We start from the raw sequence: 22032 nt of genomic DNA on the forward strand, positions 1-22032 counted from the left end.
CTGTAATCATTAGACTGCAAAGACTCGAGATTAACTGAGTCCGTTCCTACAAAAAAACTTTTGTCAAGTCTCGCAAAAGCTGCTATGATAGGAATTGTCCTACGGCGAGCGTAGCCAAGTGGTTAAGGCAGTGGTTTGTGGTACCACCATTCGTGGGTTCAAGTCCCATCGTTCGCCCTCTCTCAGTATTAACAGTACAAGTTAAAAGCTATTTAGCACAAAGGAATTAGGGCTTCGTAGAAATACCCAAGGATTACACCAGTTTGATAGTGAATATACTGAATCATATCAGATTGCACATACAAACTTGATTGCATCTGGGTAAGCTTCGCATTAACCCTTGCCCAAAATTATCGTTGTTGATTGATAAAATGAATTTTGCCGCACAGAAAAGCCAGCCAACCTCCTGCTGGTGTTTCCCGTATTGGGAATGAAGTATCAAATGTTATTTAAGCGAATTCGTAGCGGTTTTTACCCAGGTGTTTGGCACGATACATCGCATGATCAGCTTGTTTAACCAAAGCTTCACTATCTTTACTATTAATTGGATAAACGCTGATACCAATACTAGCAGAGACTTTAGTGGTATATCCATCTAACACGATTGGCTCTGTAATTGTACCCAAAATTTTTTCAGCAACTTTTGCAGCCACTTGAATGTTGGGAATTGCTCGTAAAATCACTGTAAATTCATCACCTCCCAAACGAGAAACAGTATCACTACCACGGAGAGAATTACTGAGGCGCTGGGCAACAGTCACAAGTAGGCGATCGCCTAATTCATGTCCTAGGGTATCATTAACTTGCTTAAAGCCATCTAAATCAATAAATAACAGTCCCAGCAATAAATTATTGCTCTGGGCCCAATGTAAAGATTCATACAGTTGTTCAGCAAAAAACTTGCGGTTGGATAAACCGGTCAAGGGGTCATGGTACGCGAGATAGCGCATGTGGTCTTCCTTACGCTTCAATTCATAATTGGAGCGATACAAATCAGCCGCAGTGCGCTTGAGTTGTTCTTCCATCAACTTTCTTTCAGTAATATCACGTATAACACCAACTAAAAAGTAATTACCAGCAGCATCTTTGTGGAGCGATCGCTTAGTAGCAATTAAATGAATTTTCCCATGAACATCAGTAAATTCCTCTTCATTTTCCTGGGGTTGTTGAGTCAAGAAAGTAAGCTCGTCTTGTTGTCGAAACACATCAGCTTGGTTTTTTGGGAAAAAATCATAGTCTGACTTCTCAATTAAAGATTCATGAGAATAACCAATCAATTGACAATATGCCTCATTTAACACAATCCATTGATGTTGCCCATTTTTCACAAAAATGGGGTCAGGGATGGTGTTAATCACTTGATGCAAAAATTCTTTAGAGCGTTTCAACTCTTCTTGCGTATAGACAATGTAATAAATAATCAAAATAGCTGCACCCGCAAAAGCCAGCAGGGATGGAATCACGGGTATCCACGAACCGGACAAAAACGCCCAGTAAGCACTCAAACATAGAAACAAGCCCCAAAACAGGATAGCCAAGAGCACCCGTGTGGGATGGCGGATGCGCCAACTCGTAATGGCTCCCAAATAAGACCAAGCAAAAATCCACAAGTATTCTAGTACTTTAGGCCAGGCTCTGAGTAAAGGTCTACCCTCCAGAGCAGCAGCAACTAACTCGTCAATAAAATAAGCTTGTAGTTCAATACCAGCAACAGGTTTAGCTGTACCCATGAGCCGACTAGAATGAGGAATAAATACAAAATCTTGGAGACTGGGAGCAGTGGAACCAATGAGGACAATGCGATTCCTAATCCAACTTTTTGGTATCCTATTTGCTAGTAAATCTCTCATTGATACATGGCGATAAACACACGGTTCTGTAGACGCACTTCGGCAAAGGGGTTTGGGAAAGTTTGATAAAATTTGATAGCCCCTAGCGTCAGCTCCTACATAAGCGCCGTCTGTAGAGCGAAACCGAGTAAAAACAGCCTTTCCCAACTGCAAATACTCAGGATTACTAGCTGCTGTTTTGGGAACAATATCGTGTGACTTCAAGTACAGTAAAGCTAGCTTCAAAGCAAAACTTTCGTGCGCCTGATTATTAATGTGCCAATACAACAAACTCCGACGGATTTTGCCATCAGGATCATATAAAACATTATTAAAACCCACTTGATCTAGCTGATTGAGCACTGGTGGAGGTGATACGTTGGTGTTTTTGTTATTTGCGAGTTGTTCAATCCCAATCAAATTTGGTGTCGTTCTATACACCTTAACTAAATCTTGATAACCAGGCTCCACTGGTAAATCTCGGTAAATATCTAAGCCGATAGCGCTGGGATTCTGGTCTTTTAACTTTTGCAAGAGTTGAGCAATCACACGATCCGGAATCGGCCAAGAGCCAACTTCTCGCAAAGAAGCCTCATCAATTGATACAATAGTAATACGTTCTTTTGCTGCTTCATGTGGACGTAAGCGAAACAATTGATCCAAAGCTGCTAACTCTAAAGACTGTAATAAACCAATAGAGCGTAAAAGCAGGACGCAGACTGCAACACTAGCAGCAGTCATCAATTCCCTATGTCCTCGACCAAGCGATTGCTTCAGTCCAAAAATGAACTTTACAAGATGCTTGCCTAGCTGCTTACTCATTCCCATTACCTAGTAGGGAGATATTTATTTGCCGTAGCTAAAACTAAGTAGTGCGTATACCCTACACGCCAGTCTGGTTCTCTTGTCAAAAACTTTGACTCAGTTTAAGGTTCCTGCAAACGAATTTAGGTAGTTTCTGAGTATTAATTTTCATAATCATTCATGATTCGCTCCCGTAACAAGTGATACTTTCGTGGCTAGTAGTACAAGTTAAGTATAAATATTGTTTAGTCACAACAGAAGTGTATGAATAGGTTTATCGGTGGTGAGTTTAACCTCAAACCTTCACCCTCAATATTTTTATCATTTTAGTTGGACAATTCCTCTTCACCAAAACAAAAGAGTCAACCGGAAGCAGATTTAGTTCTGCACTACCAGTTGACTCCCACAATAATTTTGCCTCCTTTATTACTTGAAATACTTAAAGTTGCGGGGGCCTTTGTAATCAGAAACTTTTGCTAATTCCTCTAGATTTTGCACACCACTATAACTTTTACCATTAATGATCCAAGTGGGAAACCCTTGTATTTTCGCTGCTTGACATACTTCTGGTTTAGCATTGAGTCCGCCAGGAGCGCACTCTACTTTCACATTTTCATCAATAATCTGTTCTGCTTCTCGACCAAAAAGCAGCTTCTGTTCATGACAATGAGGACACCAATAAGCGCTGTATTCTTTAGCACCTACTTGAGCCAAATGACGCGCTAAAGCTGTTTCCGCTTCACCGGAAGTTGTGGTAACTTGCCAACCAATTCCTGGTTGAGGATCGGCTTTAGGAACGAAGCTAATTTTTTCGGGTTTTCCCGGAGTTGAGTCAGCGATACCACTGGGTTGATTCACACTGGCATAAACACCCAAAGTCCCGATCAGTGTTACCATCCCCACAATAATAGCGGTAAAAAGAATTTGTCCAATATCATCCCAAGGGCGACCAATAATCGTCAGCACCAACAAACTAAAGGAGAAGAAGGCCGAACCAATACAGTAAGGACAAAGGGCTTGAATTTGAAAAGCCAGCAAGTACATCAGATAACCGCTAAACACAGACATAGCGATCGCTCCTACTAACAGCAACCACCATGTGTTATTTTCTAGTTGTTTGCGGCTATTATTATCCCCTAGCGGTAATACTAAGGGAGCTAAAGCCAAGATTACCATACCAACGTATGCCAAAAACCCAAACAAGGCTAATGGCTGACCCAAAACTGTAGCCCAAGGACTAGCAAGTACATCATTGCAACCTTTGACACCAGCCTGCGCCACACAAGCTGCACTACCTCCTGTCAGCTTTTCCACAGTGAGATAGCCCGTAATTAAGGCACCAAAGCCAGCAACACCGGCAATTAGTGGGCGCGACCATTTATGAATCCAAGGAGTAGAGCGGCGGCGAATCATAAACTGTTATTGGGGAATGAGGTATTGGGAATGGGGCATTTTCCATCCCCTATTCGCTGTTTTAAGAATGTAAACTTACTGAAGGAATTGATTTAGTTTCACCTTTAGAGTTCCAACTCCGGTGGGCAGCTTCGACAAATTGACTCACACGAATGGGGTCAATTGGTTGCTCTATCCGTCCGTGGCGCTTCAAGGAACTGGAAACAATCACACCATTTGCTGCCTGCATCAGTGTAGCAACATTTTCCCAATTCGCCCCACTACCGATAAATACTGGGGTGTCACCTGCCGAGCCGCTGCCTAATTCCAAATCTTCCACGCTAGGAGGATCACCAGTCGCCCAGCCAGACAAAATCACCGCATCGGCTAAACCCCGCTCAATTGTGTCTTTGACGGCGACTGTGAGATTGGGCGAACTCAAAGGACGGGCGTGCTTCACCAAGACATCAGCAAAGATTTTAATATCACTGCCTAATTCCCGGCGATAACGCAGGAGTTGATGGGCTTCTCCCTCGATTAGCCCTTGGTCGGTGGCCATAACTCCTGTCAAGACATTGACACGAATAAATTGGGCACGCACGCAGCTAGCGATCGCCATGGCGCTATGACCATCATTCCGCAAAACGTTTAAGCCCACAGGCAAAGTGATTAAATTTTGGATGCGCTGCACCACCACAGTCATCGCACTCACAACCGCCGGATTCACTTGATTTTTAGTAAACGGCGCGTCGAAAAAATTTTCGACAATAATACCGTCAACTCCGCCACTTGCCAAGGCTGTTGCTTCTTGTTCGGCACGGTCAATTACTGCTTTTAAACTGCCTCCCCAACGGGGTGAGGTAGGCAATGGTAATAAATGAACCACACCAATAATCGGTGTTTGAGTTTTAAATAGCTGATATAAGTCCACGTCTTTCAATCCGCTGCACAAAGTCAACAGTCCAAGAGTCTACAGTCAATCGCAGGCTGAAGTATTAAGTATGAAGTATGAAACCACGTCTAGATTAACTTGTTATGACCCTTGTCTTTTGATTCTCAAATTTTCCCTAACCAGTGAAATGCACTCTCTGCTAGCTAGTTTATTGCCTCCTCCCTAGGATGGAAATTGGCGTCAAACATCCCATAAGATATGTTAAGATAGATCTTGGCTACAAGAGGAGTTTGCCACTCACAAGACACGAGGCAGCTTCCCGTGGTTTAGGCATCTCGCCCGTGCATAGTCGCAGGCACAGTCTGAGCGGAGGGTTAGCATTACTGCTTGATTGGGCGTAGTCGCAAGTGCGATTTCCCTGAGGGTAGCGACTTCTCACAACAAGCCCTTTGGGCGGCTTCCCGATGGGTAAATTAACAACGCACACGCTGCGGTAGTGTAAAATACCAAAAGGTGAATTGTTAAAAAATATCACAAGTGTCAAAAATACTCAAAGACACTTGGTTTTCCATTGGGAAAACAAACTAATACAAGCATCATAACATGACCATTAATTCATGAGGGTCGAGAGTAAATAACAGTTGCTCATGGTAATTTTTCACCTGACAGCTGTTTAGCTAGGGGTGCGGATCACAGTAGAGCGAGGTAAGCACTATTTGTGTGTAACGACAAAAAAATGCAGATTTTTTCAAAATATGGGTGACAAGCCAACAATTGCAATTTCTCACCTGGGCTGCGAGAAAAATCGGATTGATACGGAGCATATGCTAGGGCTGCTTGTAGAAGCAGGCTACGGCGTAGATACCAATGAAGAGTTAGCAGATTACGTTATAGTCAATACATGTAGTTTTATCGAAGCAGCAAGAGAAGAATCTGTCAAAACTTTGGTAGAGTTGGCAGAGGCAGATAAAAAAATCGTGATTACGGGCTGCATGGCCCAGCACTTCCAAGAGCAGTTATTGGCAGAGTTGCCAGAAGCCGTAGCTGTCGTAGGCACAGGCGATTATCACAAAATTGTCAATGTTATTGAGCGGGTAGAGCAAGGAGAGCGGGTCAAGCAGGTCAGTGCTGAACCAACCTACATTGCTGACGAAACCACCCCGCGCTACCGCACTACAACTGAAGGCGTAGCTTATATCCGGGTCGCCGAAGGATGTGATTATCGTTGTGCGTTTTGTATCATTCCTTATCTGCGAGGGAACCAGCGATCGCGTACTATTGAATCGATTGTGGCTGAAGCCGAGCAGTTAGCAAGTCAGGGGGTACAAGAAATAATTCTGATTTCCCAAATCACAACAAATTACGGTTTGGATATTTACGGAAAACCCAAGTTAGCAGAATTACTGCGCGCTTTGGGGCAAGTAGATGTGCCGTGGATCAGAATGCATTATGCTTACCCCACTGGACTGACTCCAGATGTGATCGCGGCCATCCAAGAAACACCGAACGTTTTACCTTACTTAGATTTGCCCTTACAACATTCTCACCCAGAAATACTCCGGGCGATGAATCGTCCCTGGCAAGGACAGGTGAATGATGGCATTATTGAGCGTATCAAAACGGCGCTACCATCAGCGGTGTTGCGAACCACATTTATCGTTGGCTTCCCCGGAGAAACCGCAGAGCATTTTGAGCATCTACTACAGTTCGTCCAGCGACACGAATTTGACCATGTTGGCGTTTTCACCTTTTCGCCAGAGGCAGAAACCCCAGCATATAAGCTACCAAATCAGTTGTCTCCAGAAGTAATGCAAGCACGCTGGCATCGATTAATGGCAATCCAGGAGCCGATTTCGCTCAAAAAAAATCAACAGGAAGTAGGCAAAATAGCTGATGTCCTGATTGAGCAAGAAAATCCAGAAACTGGAATATTCATTGGTCGTTCTCATCGATTTGCCCCTGAGGAAGTGGATGGGCAAGTGTATGTTACAGGTGAAGCCACGTTAGGCAGCATCGTACCAGTAGAGATCACAAGTGCTGATACATATGACCTATACGGTCAAATTGTCAATAACTAAGTTGTCATTGGTCTTTTGTTTTTTATCAACTCAATCACAAATGACCATTAACTAACAACTAAACAGAAAATTCAAAATAACATCTAGGAGAATTAATGAACCTTTCGTTTCAAGAACTAGGCATTTCCCAGGAACGTGTTGAGCAATTAGAAAAAATTGGCTTCACCGCACCTACGAACATTCAAACTCAGGCAATCCCGCAACTATTAGCAGGTCGGGATGTAGTTGGACAATCACAAACAGGTACAGGGAAAACAGCAGCCTTCTCGCTACCAATTTTAGAGCGGTTGGATGTGAATCAAAAAGCTGTGCAAGCTTTGGTTTTAACACCAACTAGAGAGTTAGCAATCCAAGTCCACGATGCGATCGCGCAATTCATCGGCAATGATGGGTTAAGAGTCTTAGCAATTTATGGCGGTCAATCAATTGATCGGCAAATTCTCCAGCTAAAACGTGGCGTACACATGGTGGTAGGTACCCCCGGACGCGTAATCGATTTACTTGATCGCGGCTGTTTAAAGCTCGATCAGGTGAGATGGTTCGTCTTGGATGAAGCCGACGAAATGTTGAGCATGGGCTTTATTGACGATGTGATCAAAATTTTGTCACAAGCTCCCGCAGATCGGCAGACAGCTCTATTTTCAGCGACAATGCCACCATCGATTCGCATGATTGTCAATAAATTTTTGCGATCGCCCGCCACAGTTACCGTCGAACAGCCCAAAGCCGCACCCAACAAAATCAATCAAGTAGCTTACTTGATCCCCCGTCACTGGACAAAAGCCAAAGCCTTACAACCGATTCTGGAAATGGAAGATCCAGAAACAGCGCTCATCTTCGTCCGTACCAGACGCACCGCTGCTGAACTCACCAACCAACTACAATCGGCTGGACACAGCGTCGATGAATACCACGGCGACTTATCCCAACAAGCACGGGAGCGGTTATTAGGCCGATTCCGCAATCGTCAAGTAAGGTGGGTAGTAGCTACAGATATTGCAGCACGAGGGTTAGACGTTGATCAACTGTCCCATGTAATCAACTACGATTTACCAGATAGCGTCGAAACTTATTTGCACCGCATCGGCCGGACTGGACGCGCCGGTAAAGAAGGAACCGCCATTTCCTTAGTTCAACCCTTTGAACGTCGCAAACAGCAACTATTTGAGCGCCATAACCGCCAAAGTTGGCAAGTGCTATCGATTCCTACACGGGCACAAATTGAAGCGCGCCACATCCAGAAACTGCAAGAACAGGTGGGACAAGCTTTAACTGGTGAACGTTTAGCTTCATTTTTACCGATTGTCAGCGAACTGATCGAAAAATATGATGCTCAAGCGATCGCTGCTGCGGCACTGCAAATCGCTTATGATGAAACTCGCCCCGCGTGGCTACAGTCAGACGTAGAGATTCCTCAAGAAGAAGTATCTACCCCCAAACCCAAGTTAGTCAAGCGCCGTGAAGCCGTAGGCGATCGCACTCGTGGTAATTGGAGCAAATCAGACAACTCCAGCACAGCCGAAGACGAAAGACGCAGTAGCTCCAAGCCAAAGCTCAAAACTGGCCGTCGTGATGCTTCTTCTGCACCCGTCCAAAAGCTAGGTTTACCCACAACTAAAGAATCGGCTTCCTAGTATCAAGTAAAGAGTCCAGAGTAAGGAATTAATGTATTGGCTTTGGACTCTTAATTTTTTGAGATAAAAATTCATACGACATCTACGATTTGGCGCTTTGTAGAAACGCGAAGTCAGTTTTTGTCTGGCTTCACTGACCCCTCCCCACACGAAAATATAGCAGTGGTTAGATATATTAAGACAAAACTGAATATAAAATCTTTACACTAAGCAGCTTTGATGATTACTGCGTGCTGGCTGCTATACTGTTTATTAGTACATATGTATCGTTTTCAGTTTTATGTTCACGATCCACGATTTAGAACAGCTACAAACAGACCATCCAGAATGGCAAATGGAATTAGTCGATGGCAATATATTAGTTATGGGTCCGTCAGATTTTATTTCTGAAGAAATTGGTGCTGAATTAATTAGACTACTAGGAAACTGGGTGCGACCGCGTAAGCTGGGTAGAGTCGCTGGGTCGAGTGCTGGTTTTATTTTACCGACATTAGAAACTGAAAATGGCAAGGAAATTACTCAAGAAAAACGTAATCTCCGCGCTCCTGATGTGTCGTTCGTGCGTGCTGATAGACTCAAAAAGAGTCAGCGTAATTTCGTAGAATTAGTGCCTGACTTGATGGTCGAGATTAAATCTCAGTCAGACCGTACCAAGCCACTAATAGAAAAGATTCAGCTATTTTTGCAACTTGGCTCTACAGTTGGTATTTTGATTGATCCCGATAAATTAACCCTCACAGTTTATCGACTCAATCAAGAACCCATAACTTTACAAAATGACGATAAACTTACAATACCAGATTTACTGCCTGGTTGGGAAGTCACAGTATCAGAACTGTGGCCCCCCGTATTTGAGTAGAGACGGGCAATGTTTAGGTTTTTACAGCCAAGGACGACTGACTCGTTCTAACTCGCCTACTTCATCATCATTTAAACGCCAGCCCAAAGCGCCGGCGTTTTGTTTTACCTGCTCTGCTGTCTTCGCTCCAGCGATGGGAATCACATTTCCTTGAGCAATTAACCAGTTGAGAGCAACTTGGGCGGGGGTGCGATCGTACTTTTCGCCTAGTTGACGCAGTAAATATATCACTGGCGCGATTTTTTGTAACCCATCCTTACCAAATCTCGGATCAATTCTTCTCGCACCGCTGGGAACCTCACCGCTATCAGCAGTATATTTGCCTGTGAGTAATCCCTGAGCCAAAGGACTATATGCCAAAATTGTCACACCCAACTCGCGGGCTGTAGCGAAAATACCGTTGCTTTCAATTTCCCGCGTCAGTAGAGAGTAACGCACTTGGTTGACGGCTAGCGGTATTCCCCTTGCTGCTAAGATTTGGTGTACTTCTCGCATTTGAACGGCTGAGTAATTACTGATACCTACTGCGCCGATTCTACCTCGTTCCACTTCATCTGCTAAAGCGTTGATCAAGGAGGCTTGACTTAAAAAGAAGGTAAAAGGCCAGTGAATTTGATACAATTCCACTCGCGGTAATTGCAGACGCTTGAGGCTATCTGTCAAAGCATCAGCCACAGATTGAGTTGTGAACCGCCAAGGCCAATTCCAAAATTTAGTAGCGATTTGTACTTCTTTTTGGCTGCTTTGCAAGAATTCACCTAGAAGTTGCTCACTTTTTCCTAAACCATAAACTTCCGCAGTGTCAAAAAAAGTAATACCAGCTTCTAAAGCTGCTGTAAATGCTGCTTGTAACTGTTCAGGGCCGTAGCCGCTGCCATAATTCCAAAATATCTTATCACCCCAAGCCCACGTGCCTATGCACAGGGGTGTAACAACTGGCCCGTTTTGCCCTAATGTAATGGTTTCCACGTTGATCAAACTGGATTTATTTACATATCTTGACTCTCTACAGTGTATCGCTGTAGCAATTCATAATTTGTAATTCGTAGTCAGAATATGCGTTAGTTTTTGGATGCATAAGCAGTGCGTAGAGTTGCACAAATTATGTATTACATTAGGCTTAAATGGGATTAAACATCATTCCTGTGCCACATACCTAAAAACCCAGCAATACCTAATGCAGCGACTGCTACAGCTCCCCACTTCAACGGTGGGTTCATATCTAACCAATCTAAAAATGCGGGTATGGTTAGATTTCGATAATCGCCTTCAACTTTGTCATAAGATGAAACTGGTTCATAGAGATTGTCTGGGGCTGATTCTGATTTAATTTCATTAGTTCGTTGTCCCAGAAAAGCGACCGCCAGCAGCAATGAATCTGCAAGACTCGGTGAAACTCGCTGCAACAAATCTAAAACCTTTCCTGCGTCACCAACGACAAAATCACGAGTTGGGTGTTCTGCGGCGTAAAGAATAGCGTCACTAACTAGACTCGGTTGGTAATAGGGAGGAATCCCCGTAGGCTTGACACCTAATTTGCTGCGAACTTTATTATAGTATGGTGTGTTGATAGTAGCGGGCAGGATGGAGGTGACACTAATGGGCCATTTATCGTGGAGAATCTCCAGACGCAAAGCATCAAGAAAACCTTCCAAACCATGTTTAGCGGTAGAGTAAGGACTTTGCAATGGTAAACTACGCCTACCTTCCATTGACGAGATATGAATCAACGCTCCTCGACCTTCTTGTTTGAGATAGGGGATTGCAGCCATCGCACCGTAAACTTGTCCCATCAAGGTGACATCAACAACTCTTTGAAACTCCTCTGGTGTGATTTTGGCAAAAGGAGCAATTACACCCGTAGCTGCAGAGTGAACCCAAGTATCTAAGCGTCCGTAGTGTGCCACAGTTTTATCAGCGATCGCCTTAACTTGCTGAAAATCACTCACGTCAGCCAGCACATAAATAGCATCGCCACCCAAAGCCTGGATTTCATCCACCAAAGACTTCAACCCAGATTCACTCCGCGCTGCAACTACAACCTTTGCACCACGCTGGGCAAATTTCAACGCTGTATCGCGCCCAATTCCGCTAGAAGCGCCGACGATGACGACTACCTGTTGATTAATTGGCTTTAATTGCATGGTTAATCATTTGTAATATTTCCCTCAGTGTAGTGACCACCATCCAGTGTCAGAAATCCTCCTAAAGAAATGAAATCTGGTTAATCACGATTCACTCGTAGCGAGGAATCTTCACAACGAACAAGTAATACCAGTCTCCGTCTTGGCAATAACCGTCACAACGGTGGGTTTTAGCGTATTTGAAGTCGCGCCCCTAGTCCCTAGCCCCTAACACCAAATCTGCACCACACGCCCTTGTAATTGTTGTCCAAACCAAGGTGTATTACTAGAAAGTGTATAGAGATTTTGTCTTTCAACTTTCCAGTTTTGTTGTGGATCAAATAAAGTCAATTCTGCTTTTTGATGGGGAGCAATTACACTTGGCTGTTGTTTTAAACACTCGGCTGGGCGAGTGGAAAGCGATCGCCATAATTCCCCAGCTGTGAATTCTCCAGTTTCCACCAGATGTTGCCACAATAAAGGCAATGCTAATTCCAAACCAATGGCTCCTGGTGGTGCTTCGGCAAAAGCTTGTACTTTTTCTTCATAGGTGTATGGTGCATGATCAATGGCGATCGCATCAATTACACCCGTCCGCACGGCTGTACGCAACGCTGCTAAATCACTAGGATTGCCCAAAGGCGGAGCCAAATGCAAGCTGGTGTGATAACTTTTAATGGCTTTTGTATCCAGTAACAAATGCATCCAAGTAGTGCTGGCGGTGATTGGTAAACCAGCGGTTTTAGCTGCAGCGATTAAATCCACACTCCGCGCCGTGGAGACACGCATAATATGCACATGTGTATTACCTATGGCGGCTACCAATTCCAACAAAGCCGCGATCGCTGAAGTTTCCGCAGTCGCGGGGATGGGTGATAATCCGAGGCGAATGGCGTCTGAGCCTTCGCGCATCACACCATTTGTAGCTAATTGGCGATCGCTCGGCCAAAAAGCGATCAGTTTATCCATCGGTTGCAGATATTCCAACACCCGCCTTACCAGACCCAAATTTTCCCAAGGAATACCATCGCTAAACCCGACCACACCCGCTTGAGCTAAATCAGTTAATTCTGTTAACTGTTTCCCCGCTATCTCTAAAGTCACTGCACCCCAAATGTTAAGCTGGGGTAGATTGTTGTGGCGGGAAATTCTCTCCCCACCTCTGCGCTGTAACTGCGCTACCAGTGCTGGATGATCAATTACTGGTGATGTATCCGGTAAAATACTGATTCTAGTGAACCCACCAGCCACCGCAGCTTGTAACAGAGATGATATGGTTTCTCGTTCTTCAAACCCTGGTTCACTGGCGTGGCTATACAAGTCTACTAAACCGGGGCCGAGAACTAATCCCCGACAATCTCGAATTTGAATATCAGGACTGATATCAGTAATTTGGGAAGCGACGGCTTGAATATTACCGTCAGTAATGAGCACATCGGCGATTTGATCGGTTTCTGAAACCGGATCAATCACCCGTACTTGTTGTAACAATTCAGTTGTCATTTCAGCTATTCAGCTATGGTCGAGAGCGCTGCAGTTGTTTGTTTATTGTGAGCGATCTGTCGAGCGATCGCTCATGCTTGATCTTTACAATGCTCCAGCTGCAGTTTTATCCAATATACCTCCACCTAAGTGTGTGGTAATGTTCATTGCTTGTAACACTGGTAAACCATCTAATCCTAGAGGGTAATCAATCACACTGACAGCACCGTTACCTTGGCGAAAGTTCCAGAAATTCTCCGGAGGTAAACCGAGAATTTGGCACAGCAAGGCTTTATTTGTGGCATCATGAGCCACAACTAATCCGGTTGTTAGTTGTTGATTGATTGCTGTCTCTACAATAGACTGCCAAGCTGCAGCACTGCGTACCCATACTTGTTGTAAGTTCTCACCTTCTGGCATTTGTACGGATGCTGGTACAGTTCGCCAACGTTGTAACTCTCCAGGAAATTCTTGCTCAATTTCTGATTCTAATTTTCCTTCCCAAAGTCCATGACCAATCTCTCTTAAACCATCACGCAATTCTAAACTGACGGTGGGATGATGTTTCAAAATAATTTCTGCCGTTTCCCGCGGACGCAGCATAGAACTACTCACGGCAAAATCGAGGGGTACGGTGGCGAGAAATTCACCTGCTTTTTGAGCTTGTTGTCTCCCGTTGTCATTGAGGGGAACATCAATCTGTCCTTGAAACCTAGTTTGACGGTTCCACTCCGTTTCCCCATGACGCACCAACAACAATCTCACTCCTCGATGTTCCGGACGCAACGAAGGCAAATTTTCGCCCATGTGTTGCGTTTGATTCATCGATTCTAGTTGCACTGGATCTGTCAATCCCCCCGCAAAATTCAGGACGGTGACGCCACAGTTAGATTGTTGAAGAGAATGATAGCGACTTGCAGGTATATTCAGTGCTGTACTAATTAAAGCCCGATTAATACCGTTATGCGCCACTATGAGAATAGTTTCCCCTTGATGAAGCTGTAAAATTTCTTGCCAAAATTGCTGTGCTTGTGCGTATAAAACTAATACAGGAAAATGTTCTTTTGTATTTCCTGCATCATCAAGCAGCATCCGCAATTCGTGAGGGCTTTCTTTCCAAATGCGGTAGTCTTCGGCAAACTTTTGCTTAACATCCGCACTGAGCATTTCTGCCCATAAAGGTAAATCTATTTCTAAGAGCAAATCAGAAGTTTGTGGTACCGCTGATTGTCCCACGTTCATCGTCAACTCACTATGGATAATCGCTGCTGTCTGTTTGGCTCGCTGTAAGGGACTACTGTAAATCGCATTAAATAAAATATTACTGAGGGACTTACCTACTTGACTGGCATCGTCACGACCTTTTTCTGTTAGTTTCGACACATCAGTACGCCCTTGGATACGGCGCTCGATGTTATAGCTGCTTTGACCGTGGCGCACAATGATGACACGAGTCATCCGTCTTGCCCTCCTCTCTCTAAAGGACTAATTCTACTGTAAAGTGTCCCAGAGAACTGCAGAAAGTCAAAAACTCTATTTCGGATTGAATACCTACCTCTGATTTGACCGCACCGCCCCTCCGCTCGCCTCCACAGGCACTAAAACTGCCACCAAATCGTGCCCTGGTATATCATTTAAGCGAGAATTATCTGTTGATACAAAAACACGAAACCATGACACCAACCTCCAGTTTTGAAAGGGTTTTAGATAGTGTGGAAGCGTTGTCAGTCGATGAGCAGGAAGTATTGATTCAACTGGTACAGCGACGGCTGACGGAGCGACGACGCGAAGAAATTGCAGCCAATATTGCTCAAGCAAGATCTGACTACCAGGCAGGAAAGGTTTTTCGAGGGACAGTTGAGCAAGTGATGAATGAGCTAAGACAGTGAGAACACTGGTTATTGCCTCGTCTTTCAAACGAGCATTTAAGAAACTAAAAAGAAAATCGTTATGTCTAATCACAAATAACCAATAAAAAACCTAATATCGATGACTAACTAACTCTGCAGCTAAATTGATCGCTGCTTTCATGCTGGTGGCGTCAGCAATTCCCTTCCCCGCGATATCAAATGCGGTGCCGTGGTCGGGTGATGTCCGCACAAAAGGTAAGCCAATGGAAGTATTGACGGCTCGGTCAAAAGCCATTAGTTTTACAGGAATTAAGCCTTGGTCATGATAAAGTGCTAAGTAGGCATCGGCGGGATGGTTCAGGTGGCGATCTCTATACCAAGCTTGACCAGGCTTAACCCACATCGTGTCTGGTGGTATGGGCCCGTCTAGCCGCCAATGAGGACGGTTTTGCTGTTCTTGCCGAATCCAAGGAATTAACCATTCTTGTTCTTCTGTTCCTAGTTGTCCTTGTTCGCCGCTGTGGGGATTCAACCCAGCGATCGCTATTGTGCCTTTTTCTATACCGAAATCTTTCTCTAAACTCTCCACCAACAAATCCAGTTTCTTTGTCAGCAATTCTGGTGTGAGTGTATCTGCTACTTGACATAGGGGAATATGTGTGGTAGCAAGTAAAGCGCGGAGTGTAAAATCAGTGTGAGGCGATCGCGCGACAAACAGCATACCAAAACGGTCAACACCAGACTTATCAGCTAAAAGTTCCGTTTGCCCTGGATAATTGTACCCTGCTGCCTTCCAAGCCGATTTAGCTATAGGGCCGGTGACAATACCATCAAATTTACCAGCCAGCGTCAGAGCGATCGCACATTCCATAAAAGCAAAACTAGCCGCACCACTGGCCCAATTACCAATTCCCGTTCTCAGTTGACTCTGAATTTGAGCATTTAATGGCACATCTACAATGGACAACTGAGCTGGATTTGCCAAAGGCGCAGAATTCTCAGTCAAATTTAACTGTTCATAAGTTTTCATTAGCCAATCCCAGTTACCCACCACCGACACATCACAGTTTTGACCAACTTCAGGATCAGCCAAAGCCTTCAAAACCACCTCAGCCCCAATTCCCGCCGGATCTCCCACCGTCAGCGCCAAACGCGGACGATTTTGTGTTTTGTATTTTGTCATTTGTTATTGGTTATTAGACGAATGGTAGAAACAGGGATTAGGAAGTGTGGGAAGTGTAGGAGGTGTGGGAGGTGTGGGAGGTGTGGGAGGTGTGGGAGGTGTGGGAGGTGTGGGAAGCTTGAGAAGACCGAGAAGATCACAAGCGCAAGCATAAATTCTTTTTTTCTCTCATCCCCCCATCCCCCCATCTCCCCATCCCCCCCACCTCCCCACCTCCCCACCTCCCCACACTCCCCACACTCCCCATCCCCCCACCTCCCCACCTCCCCATCTCCCCATCTCCCCATCTCCCCACACTCCCCACACTCCCCACACTCCCCACACTCCCCACACTCCCCATCCCCCCACCTCCCCAATACTAAAGATTCACCGCCAAACTAGTTTAAAATTATTTACGCTGGTCTAATCTCACAGTGGCTGTTAAACAGCCTGAACATACTCAGCTTATCTAAGTATGTTCAAGGCATCCGCTGGGCGAAAAACCAATCAGAATTTGCCGTAATCGACCGACAGCTAGCGGGTGTCAACGGCGATCAATGTCAAAGTAACAATTTGCAAAGGAGTATCACACCAATGAGTGGCGAATTATTGAATGCAGCTTTGTTATCCTTCGGTTTAATCTTCGTGGGTTGGGCCTTGGGAGCTTTATTACTGAAAATTCAGGGAGCAGAAGCAGAAGAATAAGCCCGCTCTTGAGCCGCTCTATTCAAGCCAGAAGCTTTCCTGAAACTAAAAAAAGCTTGTCCAAAAAACGGACAACGCTTTTTTTATGAGTGTGTCAGATAAATAAGAAAGTCAACCAGATATAAAATCTTAACACTAAGCGACCTTAAACCATGTCCACTGCCCATTCCATATCTTCATCTCAATTTCAGCGACATTTCTAAAAAAAGTGTAAACTTTTGTTTATTAGGCTATTCTGATAAGATTCTTCTCATATAACTTTAAAAATTGTTACAACCCTCATGACATTATTAATCGTTGGTGCTACCGGCACCTTAGGAAGACAAGTGGCTCGTCGTGCTATCGATGAGGGGTATAAGGTACGCTGTCTTGTCCGGAGTACCAAAAAAGCGGCTTTTCTCAAAGAATGGGGTGCGGAATTAGTACCGGGAGATTTATGTCGCCCCGAAACTCTAAGAGCAGCTTTAGAAGGTGTCACCGCCGTGATAGACGCAGCGACATCTCGTCCCGCAGATTCACTGAGTATTAAACAGGTGGACTGGGAAGGCAAGGTAGCATTAATTCAAGCTCTCAAGAGCGCGGGTATTGAACGTTTGATCTTTTTTTCGATTTTAGAAGCTGATAAGTACCCAGAAGTGCCGTTGATGGAAATCAAACGGTGTACAGAACTTTATTTAGCTGAGTCTGGCTTGAACTACACAATTTTCAGGTTAGCAGGCTTCATGCAAGGGTTAATCGGTCAGTATGGAATTCCGATTTTAGAGAACCAGCCAGTTTGGGTAACTGGTACCTCCTCTCCCGTCGCTTACATGGATACTCAAGACATAGCTAAATTTGCTGTCCGTGCTCTGAGTGTACCAGAAACACACAAGCAAGCTTTCCCTCTTGTCGGGACTCGCGCTTGGAGCGCTGAGGAAATCATCAGCCTATGCGAGCGCTTGTCTGGAAAGGATGCTAGAGTAACGCGAATGCCGATCAATTTGTTGCGGACTGTGCGGAGTACTATCAGATTCTTTCAATGGGGATGGAATGTCGCAGACAGATTGGCTTTTACAGAAGTTTTAGCCAGTGGTCAACCGTTAAACGCTCCCATGACTGACGTCTACCAAATTTTGGGATTAGAGCCAGAACAAACCACTACTTTAGAAAGCTATCTGCAAGAATACTTCAGCCGGATTATGAAAAAACTTAAAGAGTTAAACTACGAAAAAACTAAAAAGCAGAAACCCAAAAAGACTCCGTTTAAACAGTCTTCTTAGGTTAATAGTCAGTAGTTAAGGGTCAAGAGTCAAGGATTGTTACGGTAGATTTTTGACTTGAAACTAATGACTAGTACGCGACAGCGTAAATAAAGCAACTGTTACAAATCTATGAAAGGCTTAATGTACAAGTTTATTGGTTTCATACTTAATACTTAATACTTCAGCCTTTTTGTACTAGGTTGTCAAAAATGTGTAACGATTAGCATAATACAGAGCGTCTCCCAAACTTGGATATTTGAATGTGCCGAAAGCAGGCATTATCTACAATGACATTAAACCGATAGCGGCTCGCATCGCTATCGAACTTAAAGACCAGCTAACCGCTGCTGGTTGGCATGTAAGTATAACTACGAGTGTTGGTGGCATACTTGGCTACTCTAATCCAGAAAGTCCAGTCTGTCATACACCAATTGATGGCCTCACGCCCCCTGGCTTTGACTCAGATATGGAATTTGCAGTAGTACTAGGGGGAGATGGTACCGTTTTGGCTGCATCTCGTCAGGTAGCACCTTGTGGTATCCCACTGCTAACAGTGAACACGGGACACATGGGATTTTTGACAGAAGCTTACATCAATCAATTGCCTCAAGCAATAGAGCAGGTGATGGCGGGTAAGTATGAGATTGAAGAACGCGCAATGCTGACTGTCCAAGTCCTGCGAGCAGAGTCAGTGTTGTGGGAAGCCCTGTGCTTAAACGAAATGGTGCTACATCGGGAACCATTAACTTGTATGTGCCATTTTGAAATTGCTGTGGGGCGTCATGCGCCAGTGGATATAGCCGCAGATGGGGTGATTGTCTCGACGCCAACTGGTTCGACGGCTTACTCTTTGAGTGCTGGTGGCCCTGTTGTTACCCCTGGTGTACCCGTCCTGCAATTAGTCCCTATCTGTCCCCATTCTTTAGCTTCTAGGGCGTTAGTTTTTCCAGATACGGAACCAGTAAATATTTATCCAGTAAATATTCCTCGTTTGGTGATGGTAGTAGATGGTAACGGCGGGTGTTATGTGTTTCCCGATGATCGGGTACATTTAGAGCGATCGCCATACAGCGTGAAATTCATTCGTTTACAACCACCAGAGTTTTTCCGAATTTTGCGAGAAAAACTGGGATGGGGTCTACCACATATTGCCAAGCCTACTTCGGTAGAATTACCTTAGCTATTGGGAATGGGGAATGCCCAATACCCCAATTAACTATTTCTTTCCAGAATTACTGATGTTGGTTTGGTATTTGGAATCATTGATGAAAATTGCTGACGTTTTATTTTGATAGCTAGAGCCTAAACGTGCTATCAGAATAGTACTCAACTGAGAAACGGGTAATTTACATCTTTAGTTCATGTGCTAACTTGCTTGTGGAAGGTTGGTACAAACAAATCCTAGATCCAATATCACAAATTTATATGACAGTTGCTCATAATCCCTGTGTTTTAGTGATCGAAACCGATGATACTCTAGCAAATCAACTTTCTTTCGATTTGCAGGAGGCTGGTTATGAAGCCCTTTTAGCTAATGATGCTGCTAGTGGTTTACGATACAGCCGCGATCGCCAGCCGTCTCTGATTGTTCTTGATAGAATGCTGGCGGGAGAATCAGGACTTTCACTGTGCAAAAATATTAGAAGTACTGGTACGCGATCGCCGGTACTGGTGCTGATGGCTAGGGATACAGTTGATGACCGCGTGGCTTGTTTAGAAGCTGGCGCGGATGATTATATTCTCAAGCCTTACCGTTCAGAAGACTTTTTGAAGTTAATTCGCTTGTATTTAAAGCCTGATGTCGATACTACAGAGCAATTGCGCTTTGGTGATTTGGTTTTAGATATCGCTACCCGTCGTGCTATTCACAACGGGCGTGCAATTGATTTAACTATGAAAGAATTTGAACTTTTAAAATTCTTAATGGAACATCCCCGTGAGGTGTTAACCCGCGAACAAATTTTAGAAAATGTTTGGGGCTATGACTTTATGGGTGAGTCAAATGTGATTGAAGTATACATCCGCTACCTACGCCTAAAAATTGAAGATGAAGGTCAAAAGCGCCTGATTCAAACGGTGCGGGGTGTAGGGTATGTTTTGAGAGAATCCTAAAGGGTAAATAGAGGAGTGACGATAGCTACACAAGAAGATGCATTTATCCCATCTTTCATCAAGGTGGGATTTGTGAATTTCAAGACTGATAGTTGAGGACATAAACTCATTATCAAACTCAGACTCAACTATTTTTTGACAAAAAATAATCATCAACCGTGGGTTTTTTTCATAAAATTATGTAAAATCGTAGCTTTAATGACAGAATAAACAACGATATGACTCATCGGCTCAATTTTCTTTCCCTACTGTTAAGTGTTCTGCTGATTAGCTGTACTCTACCCACAACAGCCAAACCTCCTACCCTCTCTGGTTCACCGACGCCAGCAACTACGCCTTCTGGACAACAGTTACCCATTTCTGCTCAAGCTGTGGCTCCTAACGGGACTAAAATTCAATTGGAAGTAGCGCAGACACCAGAACAGCAGGCGATGGGATTGATGCATCGACCAGCTTTAGCGCCTGACCGGGGAATGTTGTTTCAGTTTGCTACAGCCCAGCCAGTGAGGTTTTGGATGAAGAATGTACCTGTGCCTCTAGATATGGTATTTATGCGGGACGGGGTTGTGAAGTATATTCAAGTGGCTGCTCCTCCCTGTGTTAGTGAACCTTGCTCAACTTATGGCCCCAATACACCAATTGATACGGTGATTGAACTACGCTCTGGGCGATCTGCGGAACTGACGCTCAAGGCGGGTGATCGTGTAAAAATTGAATTATTAAATTCCGGAGAATTGCGGTAATCGGAGTTTGAATGGTCTTTGATTGTACAGATGGTGTGATGTGAAAACTTTATTGATTTGTAAAAAAAATATCACTTACTGTGTTAAAATATCTAGCTACGGAGATTTTATTTAATTTATTTTGAATTAACTAAAGTTTGAAGTCTGAATTTATTTCCGGCGATCGCACAGACCACGCTTGAGTATGAGAAAAATGCTGTGTTTTCTTAAGCTACCCGTTGGTTTTGACAAAACCTCTCCATTGGGGGATGTTTAAGGAAATGAAATATGGTTAACGCCAAAAACTCAATTTTTCATCCTTACTTGAACAATTAACGGTAGACTTACACTCTTTATACTTGTGATCAAATTTTTTTGACCAAACAAAGCTTGTTTGTCTAGAGACAAAGATCAAGTTTTACAGTTTGATCACAAAAATCATCCTTTTGGCGTACGTGTAACTAGTTGCAAATAAGAGACTATAAACTATGGAACCTCTGTGACTAGGCGCAAAATTAAATAAGTTACTGCAATAAAAATACACAATCAATGTGTTTAGGAAAAGTTCTATTGAAAAATTGAATAAATGAGTTGCGAAAGAATCGTAGCTTTCCTATCCATAATCAGAGATTGTTATTTTGAGTAGTGTTTAATCGGTAACACTACAGTGACATTTAAAATACTGGCTACTAGCTACTGAAAAAGGGCAGGCTGAGATATGACAATAAACTCTGCACAAGGAGGTGAGCTACAAATGACACCATCAACTTATGTTCGACTAATTCATTTTTTACAAGAAGACTTAGCAATTTCCACAGCTTCTTTAGCAGTAGCGCTGCGACACAGGGAGCAAGACCCAGGCCCTTTACCCATGATTCTTTGGCAATATGGGTTAATTACCCTAGAACAGTTAGAGCAAATTTATGATTGGCTGGAAACTGTTTAGCTAAGAGCAGTTTATGCAGGAGAATTGATTTATGTCACGTGTACCCTGCCTGATGCTAAAGCTAGCAAACAGGGAAACAAATATTTACCATTTCTATTTATTGACATCCCAAAAAGCGAGTTGAAAAACCAACTCGCTTTTTTGATGATTTAACCTGAGTTCGGGTTAAGCGCATGTGGATCTAGATTCAGCATATGATGT

At 44.0% G+C, this 22032-nt stretch carries 19 protein-coding genes and 1 tRNA gene; 11 read left to right on the plus strand and 9 right to left on the minus strand.

Going from position 1 to position 22032, the window contains the following annotated elements:
* The first annotated feature begins 104 nt into the window (after positions 1-104).
* Positions 105-177: transfer RNA gene (locus MIC7126_RS0115545), tRNA-His, on the plus strand.
* Between the two features lie 272 nt (positions 178-449).
* On the opposite strand, the gene MIC7126_RS0115550 is transcribed toward MIC7126_RS0115545, so the two are convergent.
* The 3 genes from MIC7126_RS0115550 to btpA form a co-directional block, all read right to left on the minus strand.
* Positions 450-2651 carry a CHASE2 domain-containing protein gene (locus MIC7126_RS0115550; RefSeq protein WP_026100297.1) on the minus strand — a complete coding sequence of 734 codons (2202 nt, stop codon included), beginning with the start codon at positions 2649-2651 and terminating at the stop codon, positions 450-452.
* A gap of 408 nt (positions 2652-3059) precedes the next feature.
* Positions 3060-4046 carry a vitamin K epoxide reductase family protein gene (locus MIC7126_RS0115555; RefSeq protein WP_017654086.1) on the minus strand — a complete coding sequence of 329 codons (987 nt, stop codon included), beginning with the start codon at positions 4044-4046 and terminating at the stop codon, positions 3060-3062.
* A gap of 61 nt (positions 4047-4107) precedes the next feature.
* Complete coding sequence (gene btpA, locus MIC7126_RS0115560) at positions 4108-4956, minus strand: photosystem I biogenesis protein BtpA (RefSeq protein WP_017654087.1); 849 nt, start codon at positions 4954-4956, stop codon at positions 4108-4110.
* Between the two features lie 716 nt (positions 4957-5672).
* Between btpA and rimO the strand changes: the two genes are divergently transcribed.
* The 3 genes from rimO to MIC7126_RS0115575 all read left to right on the plus strand — a co-directional run bounded on the left by rimO (position 5673) and on the right by MIC7126_RS0115575 (position 9488).
* Positions 5673-6995 (plus strand): 30S ribosomal protein S12 methylthiotransferase RimO, encoded by a 1323-nt coding sequence (gene rimO, locus MIC7126_RS0115565; RefSeq protein WP_017654088.1) that lies wholly within the window; start codon positions 5673-5675, stop codon positions 6993-6995.
* Between the two features lie 95 nt (positions 6996-7090).
* The gene (locus tag MIC7126_RS0115570; protein ID WP_017654089.1) at positions 7091-8629 is read left to right on the plus strand and encodes a DEAD/DEAH box helicase; all 1539 of its coding nucleotides are present in this window, start codon (positions 7091-7093) and stop codon (positions 8627-8629) included.
* Positions 8630-8909: 280 nt separating this feature from the next.
* Positions 8910-9488, plus strand: coding sequence for a Uma2 family endonuclease (locus MIC7126_RS0115575; RefSeq protein ID WP_017654090.1), 579 nt, complete (start codon positions 8910-8912; stop codon positions 9486-9488).
* Positions 9489-9509: 21 nt separating this feature from the next.
* Here the strand turns inward: MIC7126_RS0115575 and MIC7126_RS0115580 are convergent, their stop codons facing one another.
* The 4 genes from MIC7126_RS0115580 to MIC7126_RS0115595 form a co-directional block, all read right to left on the minus strand.
* Complete coding sequence (locus MIC7126_RS0115580) at positions 9510-10457, minus strand: aldo/keto reductase (protein WP_017654091.1); 948 nt, start codon at positions 10455-10457, stop codon at positions 9510-9512.
* A 161-nt stretch (positions 10458-10618) separates the two neighbouring features.
* The gene (locus MIC7126_RS0115585; protein ID WP_017654092.1) at positions 10619-11632 is read right to left on the minus strand and encodes an SDR family oxidoreductase; all 1014 of its coding nucleotides are present in this window, start codon (positions 11630-11632) and stop codon (positions 10619-10621) included.
* A gap of 207 nt (positions 11633-11839) precedes the next feature.
* Entirely contained in the window at positions 11840-13114 is a 1275-nt protein-coding gene (locus MIC7126_RS0115590; RefSeq protein WP_017654093.1) for a dihydroorotase, read from the minus strand.
* 84 nt (positions 13115-13198) lie between these two features.
* Entirely contained in the window at positions 13199-14551 is a 1353-nt protein-coding gene (locus MIC7126_RS0115595; protein ID WP_017654094.1) for a histidine phosphatase family protein, read from the minus strand.
* 215 nt (positions 14552-14766) lie between these two features.
* Between MIC7126_RS0115595 and MIC7126_RS0115600 the strand changes: the two genes are divergently transcribed.
* Positions 14767-14982, plus strand: a complete 216-nt coding sequence (locus MIC7126_RS0115600; RefSeq protein WP_017654095.1) for a hypothetical protein — start codon at positions 14767-14769, stop codon at positions 14980-14982.
* A gap of 91 nt (positions 14983-15073) precedes the next feature.
* On the opposite strand, the gene pdxA is transcribed toward MIC7126_RS0115600, so the two are convergent.
* Both pdxA and MIC7126_RS27700 read right to left on the minus strand, forming a co-directional pair.
* Positions 15074-16126 (minus strand): 4-hydroxythreonine-4-phosphate dehydrogenase PdxA, encoded by a 1053-nt coding sequence (gene pdxA / locus MIC7126_RS0115605; protein ID WP_017654096.1) that lies wholly within the window; start codon positions 16124-16126, stop codon positions 15074-15076.
* Positions 16127-16262: 136 nt separating this feature from the next.
* Positions 16263-16466 (minus strand): hypothetical protein, encoded by a 204-nt coding sequence (locus MIC7126_RS27700; RefSeq protein WP_154655899.1) that lies wholly within the window; start codon positions 16464-16466, stop codon positions 16263-16265.
* A gap of 233 nt (positions 16467-16699) precedes the next feature.
* On the opposite strand from MIC7126_RS27700, the gene petM reads away from it, so the two are divergent.
* The 6 genes from petM to MIC7126_RS0115640 all read left to right on the plus strand — a co-directional run bounded on the left by petM (position 16700) and on the right by MIC7126_RS0115640 (position 21831).
* The gene (gene petM, locus MIC7126_RS0115615; protein ID WP_015131575.1) at positions 16700-16810 is read left to right on the plus strand and encodes a cytochrome b6-f complex subunit PetM; all 111 of its coding nucleotides are present in this window, start codon (positions 16700-16702) and stop codon (positions 16808-16810) included.
* A gap of 281 nt (positions 16811-17091) precedes the next feature.
* Complete coding sequence (locus MIC7126_RS0115620) at positions 17092-18069, plus strand: SDR family oxidoreductase (RefSeq protein ID WP_017654098.1); 978 nt, start codon at positions 17092-17094, stop codon at positions 18067-18069.
* 244 nt (positions 18070-18313) lie between these two features.
* On the plus strand, positions 18314-19231 hold the full coding sequence (locus tag MIC7126_RS0115625; protein ID WP_017654099.1) for an NAD(+) kinase: 918 nt from the start codon (positions 18314-18316) through the stop codon (positions 19229-19231).
* A 245-nt stretch (positions 19232-19476) separates the two neighbouring features.
* A complete protein-coding gene (gene nblR / locus MIC7126_RS0115630; RefSeq protein ID WP_026100298.1) occupies positions 19477-20163 on the plus strand; it encodes a response regulator transcription factor NblR in 687 nt (228 codons plus the stop codon).
* A 218-nt stretch (positions 20164-20381) separates the two neighbouring features.
* Positions 20382-20906, plus strand: coding sequence for a DUF192 domain-containing protein (locus tag MIC7126_RS0115635; protein WP_017654101.1), 525 nt, complete (start codon positions 20382-20384; stop codon positions 20904-20906).
* Positions 20907-21603: 697 nt separating this feature from the next.
* Entirely contained in the window at positions 21604-21831 is a 228-nt protein-coding gene (locus MIC7126_RS0115640; protein WP_017654102.1) for a DUF2949 domain-containing protein, read from the plus strand.
* The last annotated feature ends 201 nt before the right edge of the window (positions 21832-22032 follow it).

The organism is Fortiea contorta PCC 7126 (genome assembly GCF_000332295.1).
GTDB classification, from domain to species: domain Bacteria; phylum Cyanobacteriota; class Cyanobacteriia; order Cyanobacteriales; family Nostocaceae; genus Fortiea; species Fortiea contorta.

Coding starts and splice junctions, on each gene's coding strand:
- nblR (WP_026100298.1), top strand. CDS start 19,477: ATGACAGTTGCTCATAATCCCTGTGTTTTAGTGATCGAAACCGATGAT.
- MIC7126_RS27700 (WP_154655899.1), bottom strand. CDS start 16,466: ATGGGGAGTGTGGGGAGTGTGGGGAGTGTGGGGAGTGTGGGGAGTGTG.
- petM (WP_015131575.1), top strand. CDS start 16,700: ATGAGTGGCGAATTATTGAATGCAGCTTTGTTATCCTTCGGTTTAATC.
- MIC7126_RS0115550 (WP_026100297.1), bottom strand. CDS start 2,651: ATGAGTAAGCAGCTAGGCAAGCATCTTGTAAAGTTCATTTTTGGACTG.
- MIC7126_RS0115585 (WP_017654092.1), bottom strand. CDS start 11,632: ATGCAATTAAAGCCAATTAATCAACAGGTAGTCGTCATCGTCGGCGCT.
- MIC7126_RS0115600 (WP_017654095.1), top strand. CDS start 14,767: ATGACACCAACCTCCAGTTTTGAAAGGGTTTTAGATAGTGTGGAAGCG.
- rimO (WP_017654088.1), top strand. CDS start 5,673: ATGGGTGACAAGCCAACAATTGCAATTTCTCACCTGGGCTGCGAGAAA.
- MIC7126_RS0115590 (WP_017654093.1), bottom strand. CDS start 13,114: ATGACAACTGAATTGTTACAACAAGTACGGGTGATTGATCCGGTTTCA.
- MIC7126_RS0115640 (WP_017654102.1), top strand. CDS start 21,604: ATGACAATAAACTCTGCACAAGGAGGTGAGCTACAAATGACACCATCA.
- MIC7126_RS0115620 (WP_017654098.1), top strand. CDS start 17,092: ATGACATTATTAATCGTTGGTGCTACCGGCACCTTAGGAAGACAAGTG.
- MIC7126_RS0115635 (WP_017654101.1), top strand. CDS start 20,382: ATGACTCATCGGCTCAATTTTCTTTCCCTACTGTTAAGTGTTCTGCTG.
- MIC7126_RS0115570 (WP_017654089.1), top strand. CDS start 7,091: ATGAACCTTTCGTTTCAAGAACTAGGCATTTCCCAGGAACGTGTTGAG.
- MIC7126_RS0115575 (WP_017654090.1), top strand. CDS start 8,910: ATGTTCACGATCCACGATTTAGAACAGCTACAAACAGACCATCCAGAA.
- MIC7126_RS0115595 (WP_017654094.1), bottom strand. CDS start 14,551: ATGACTCGTGTCATCATTGTGCGCCACGGTCAAAGCAGCTATAACATC.
- MIC7126_RS0115555 (WP_017654086.1), bottom strand. CDS start 4,046: ATGATTCGCCGCCGCTCTACTCCTTGGATTCATAAATGGTCGCGCCCA.
- pdxA (WP_017654096.1), bottom strand. CDS start 16,126: ATGACAAAATACAAAACACAAAATCGTCCGCGTTTGGCGCTGACGGTG.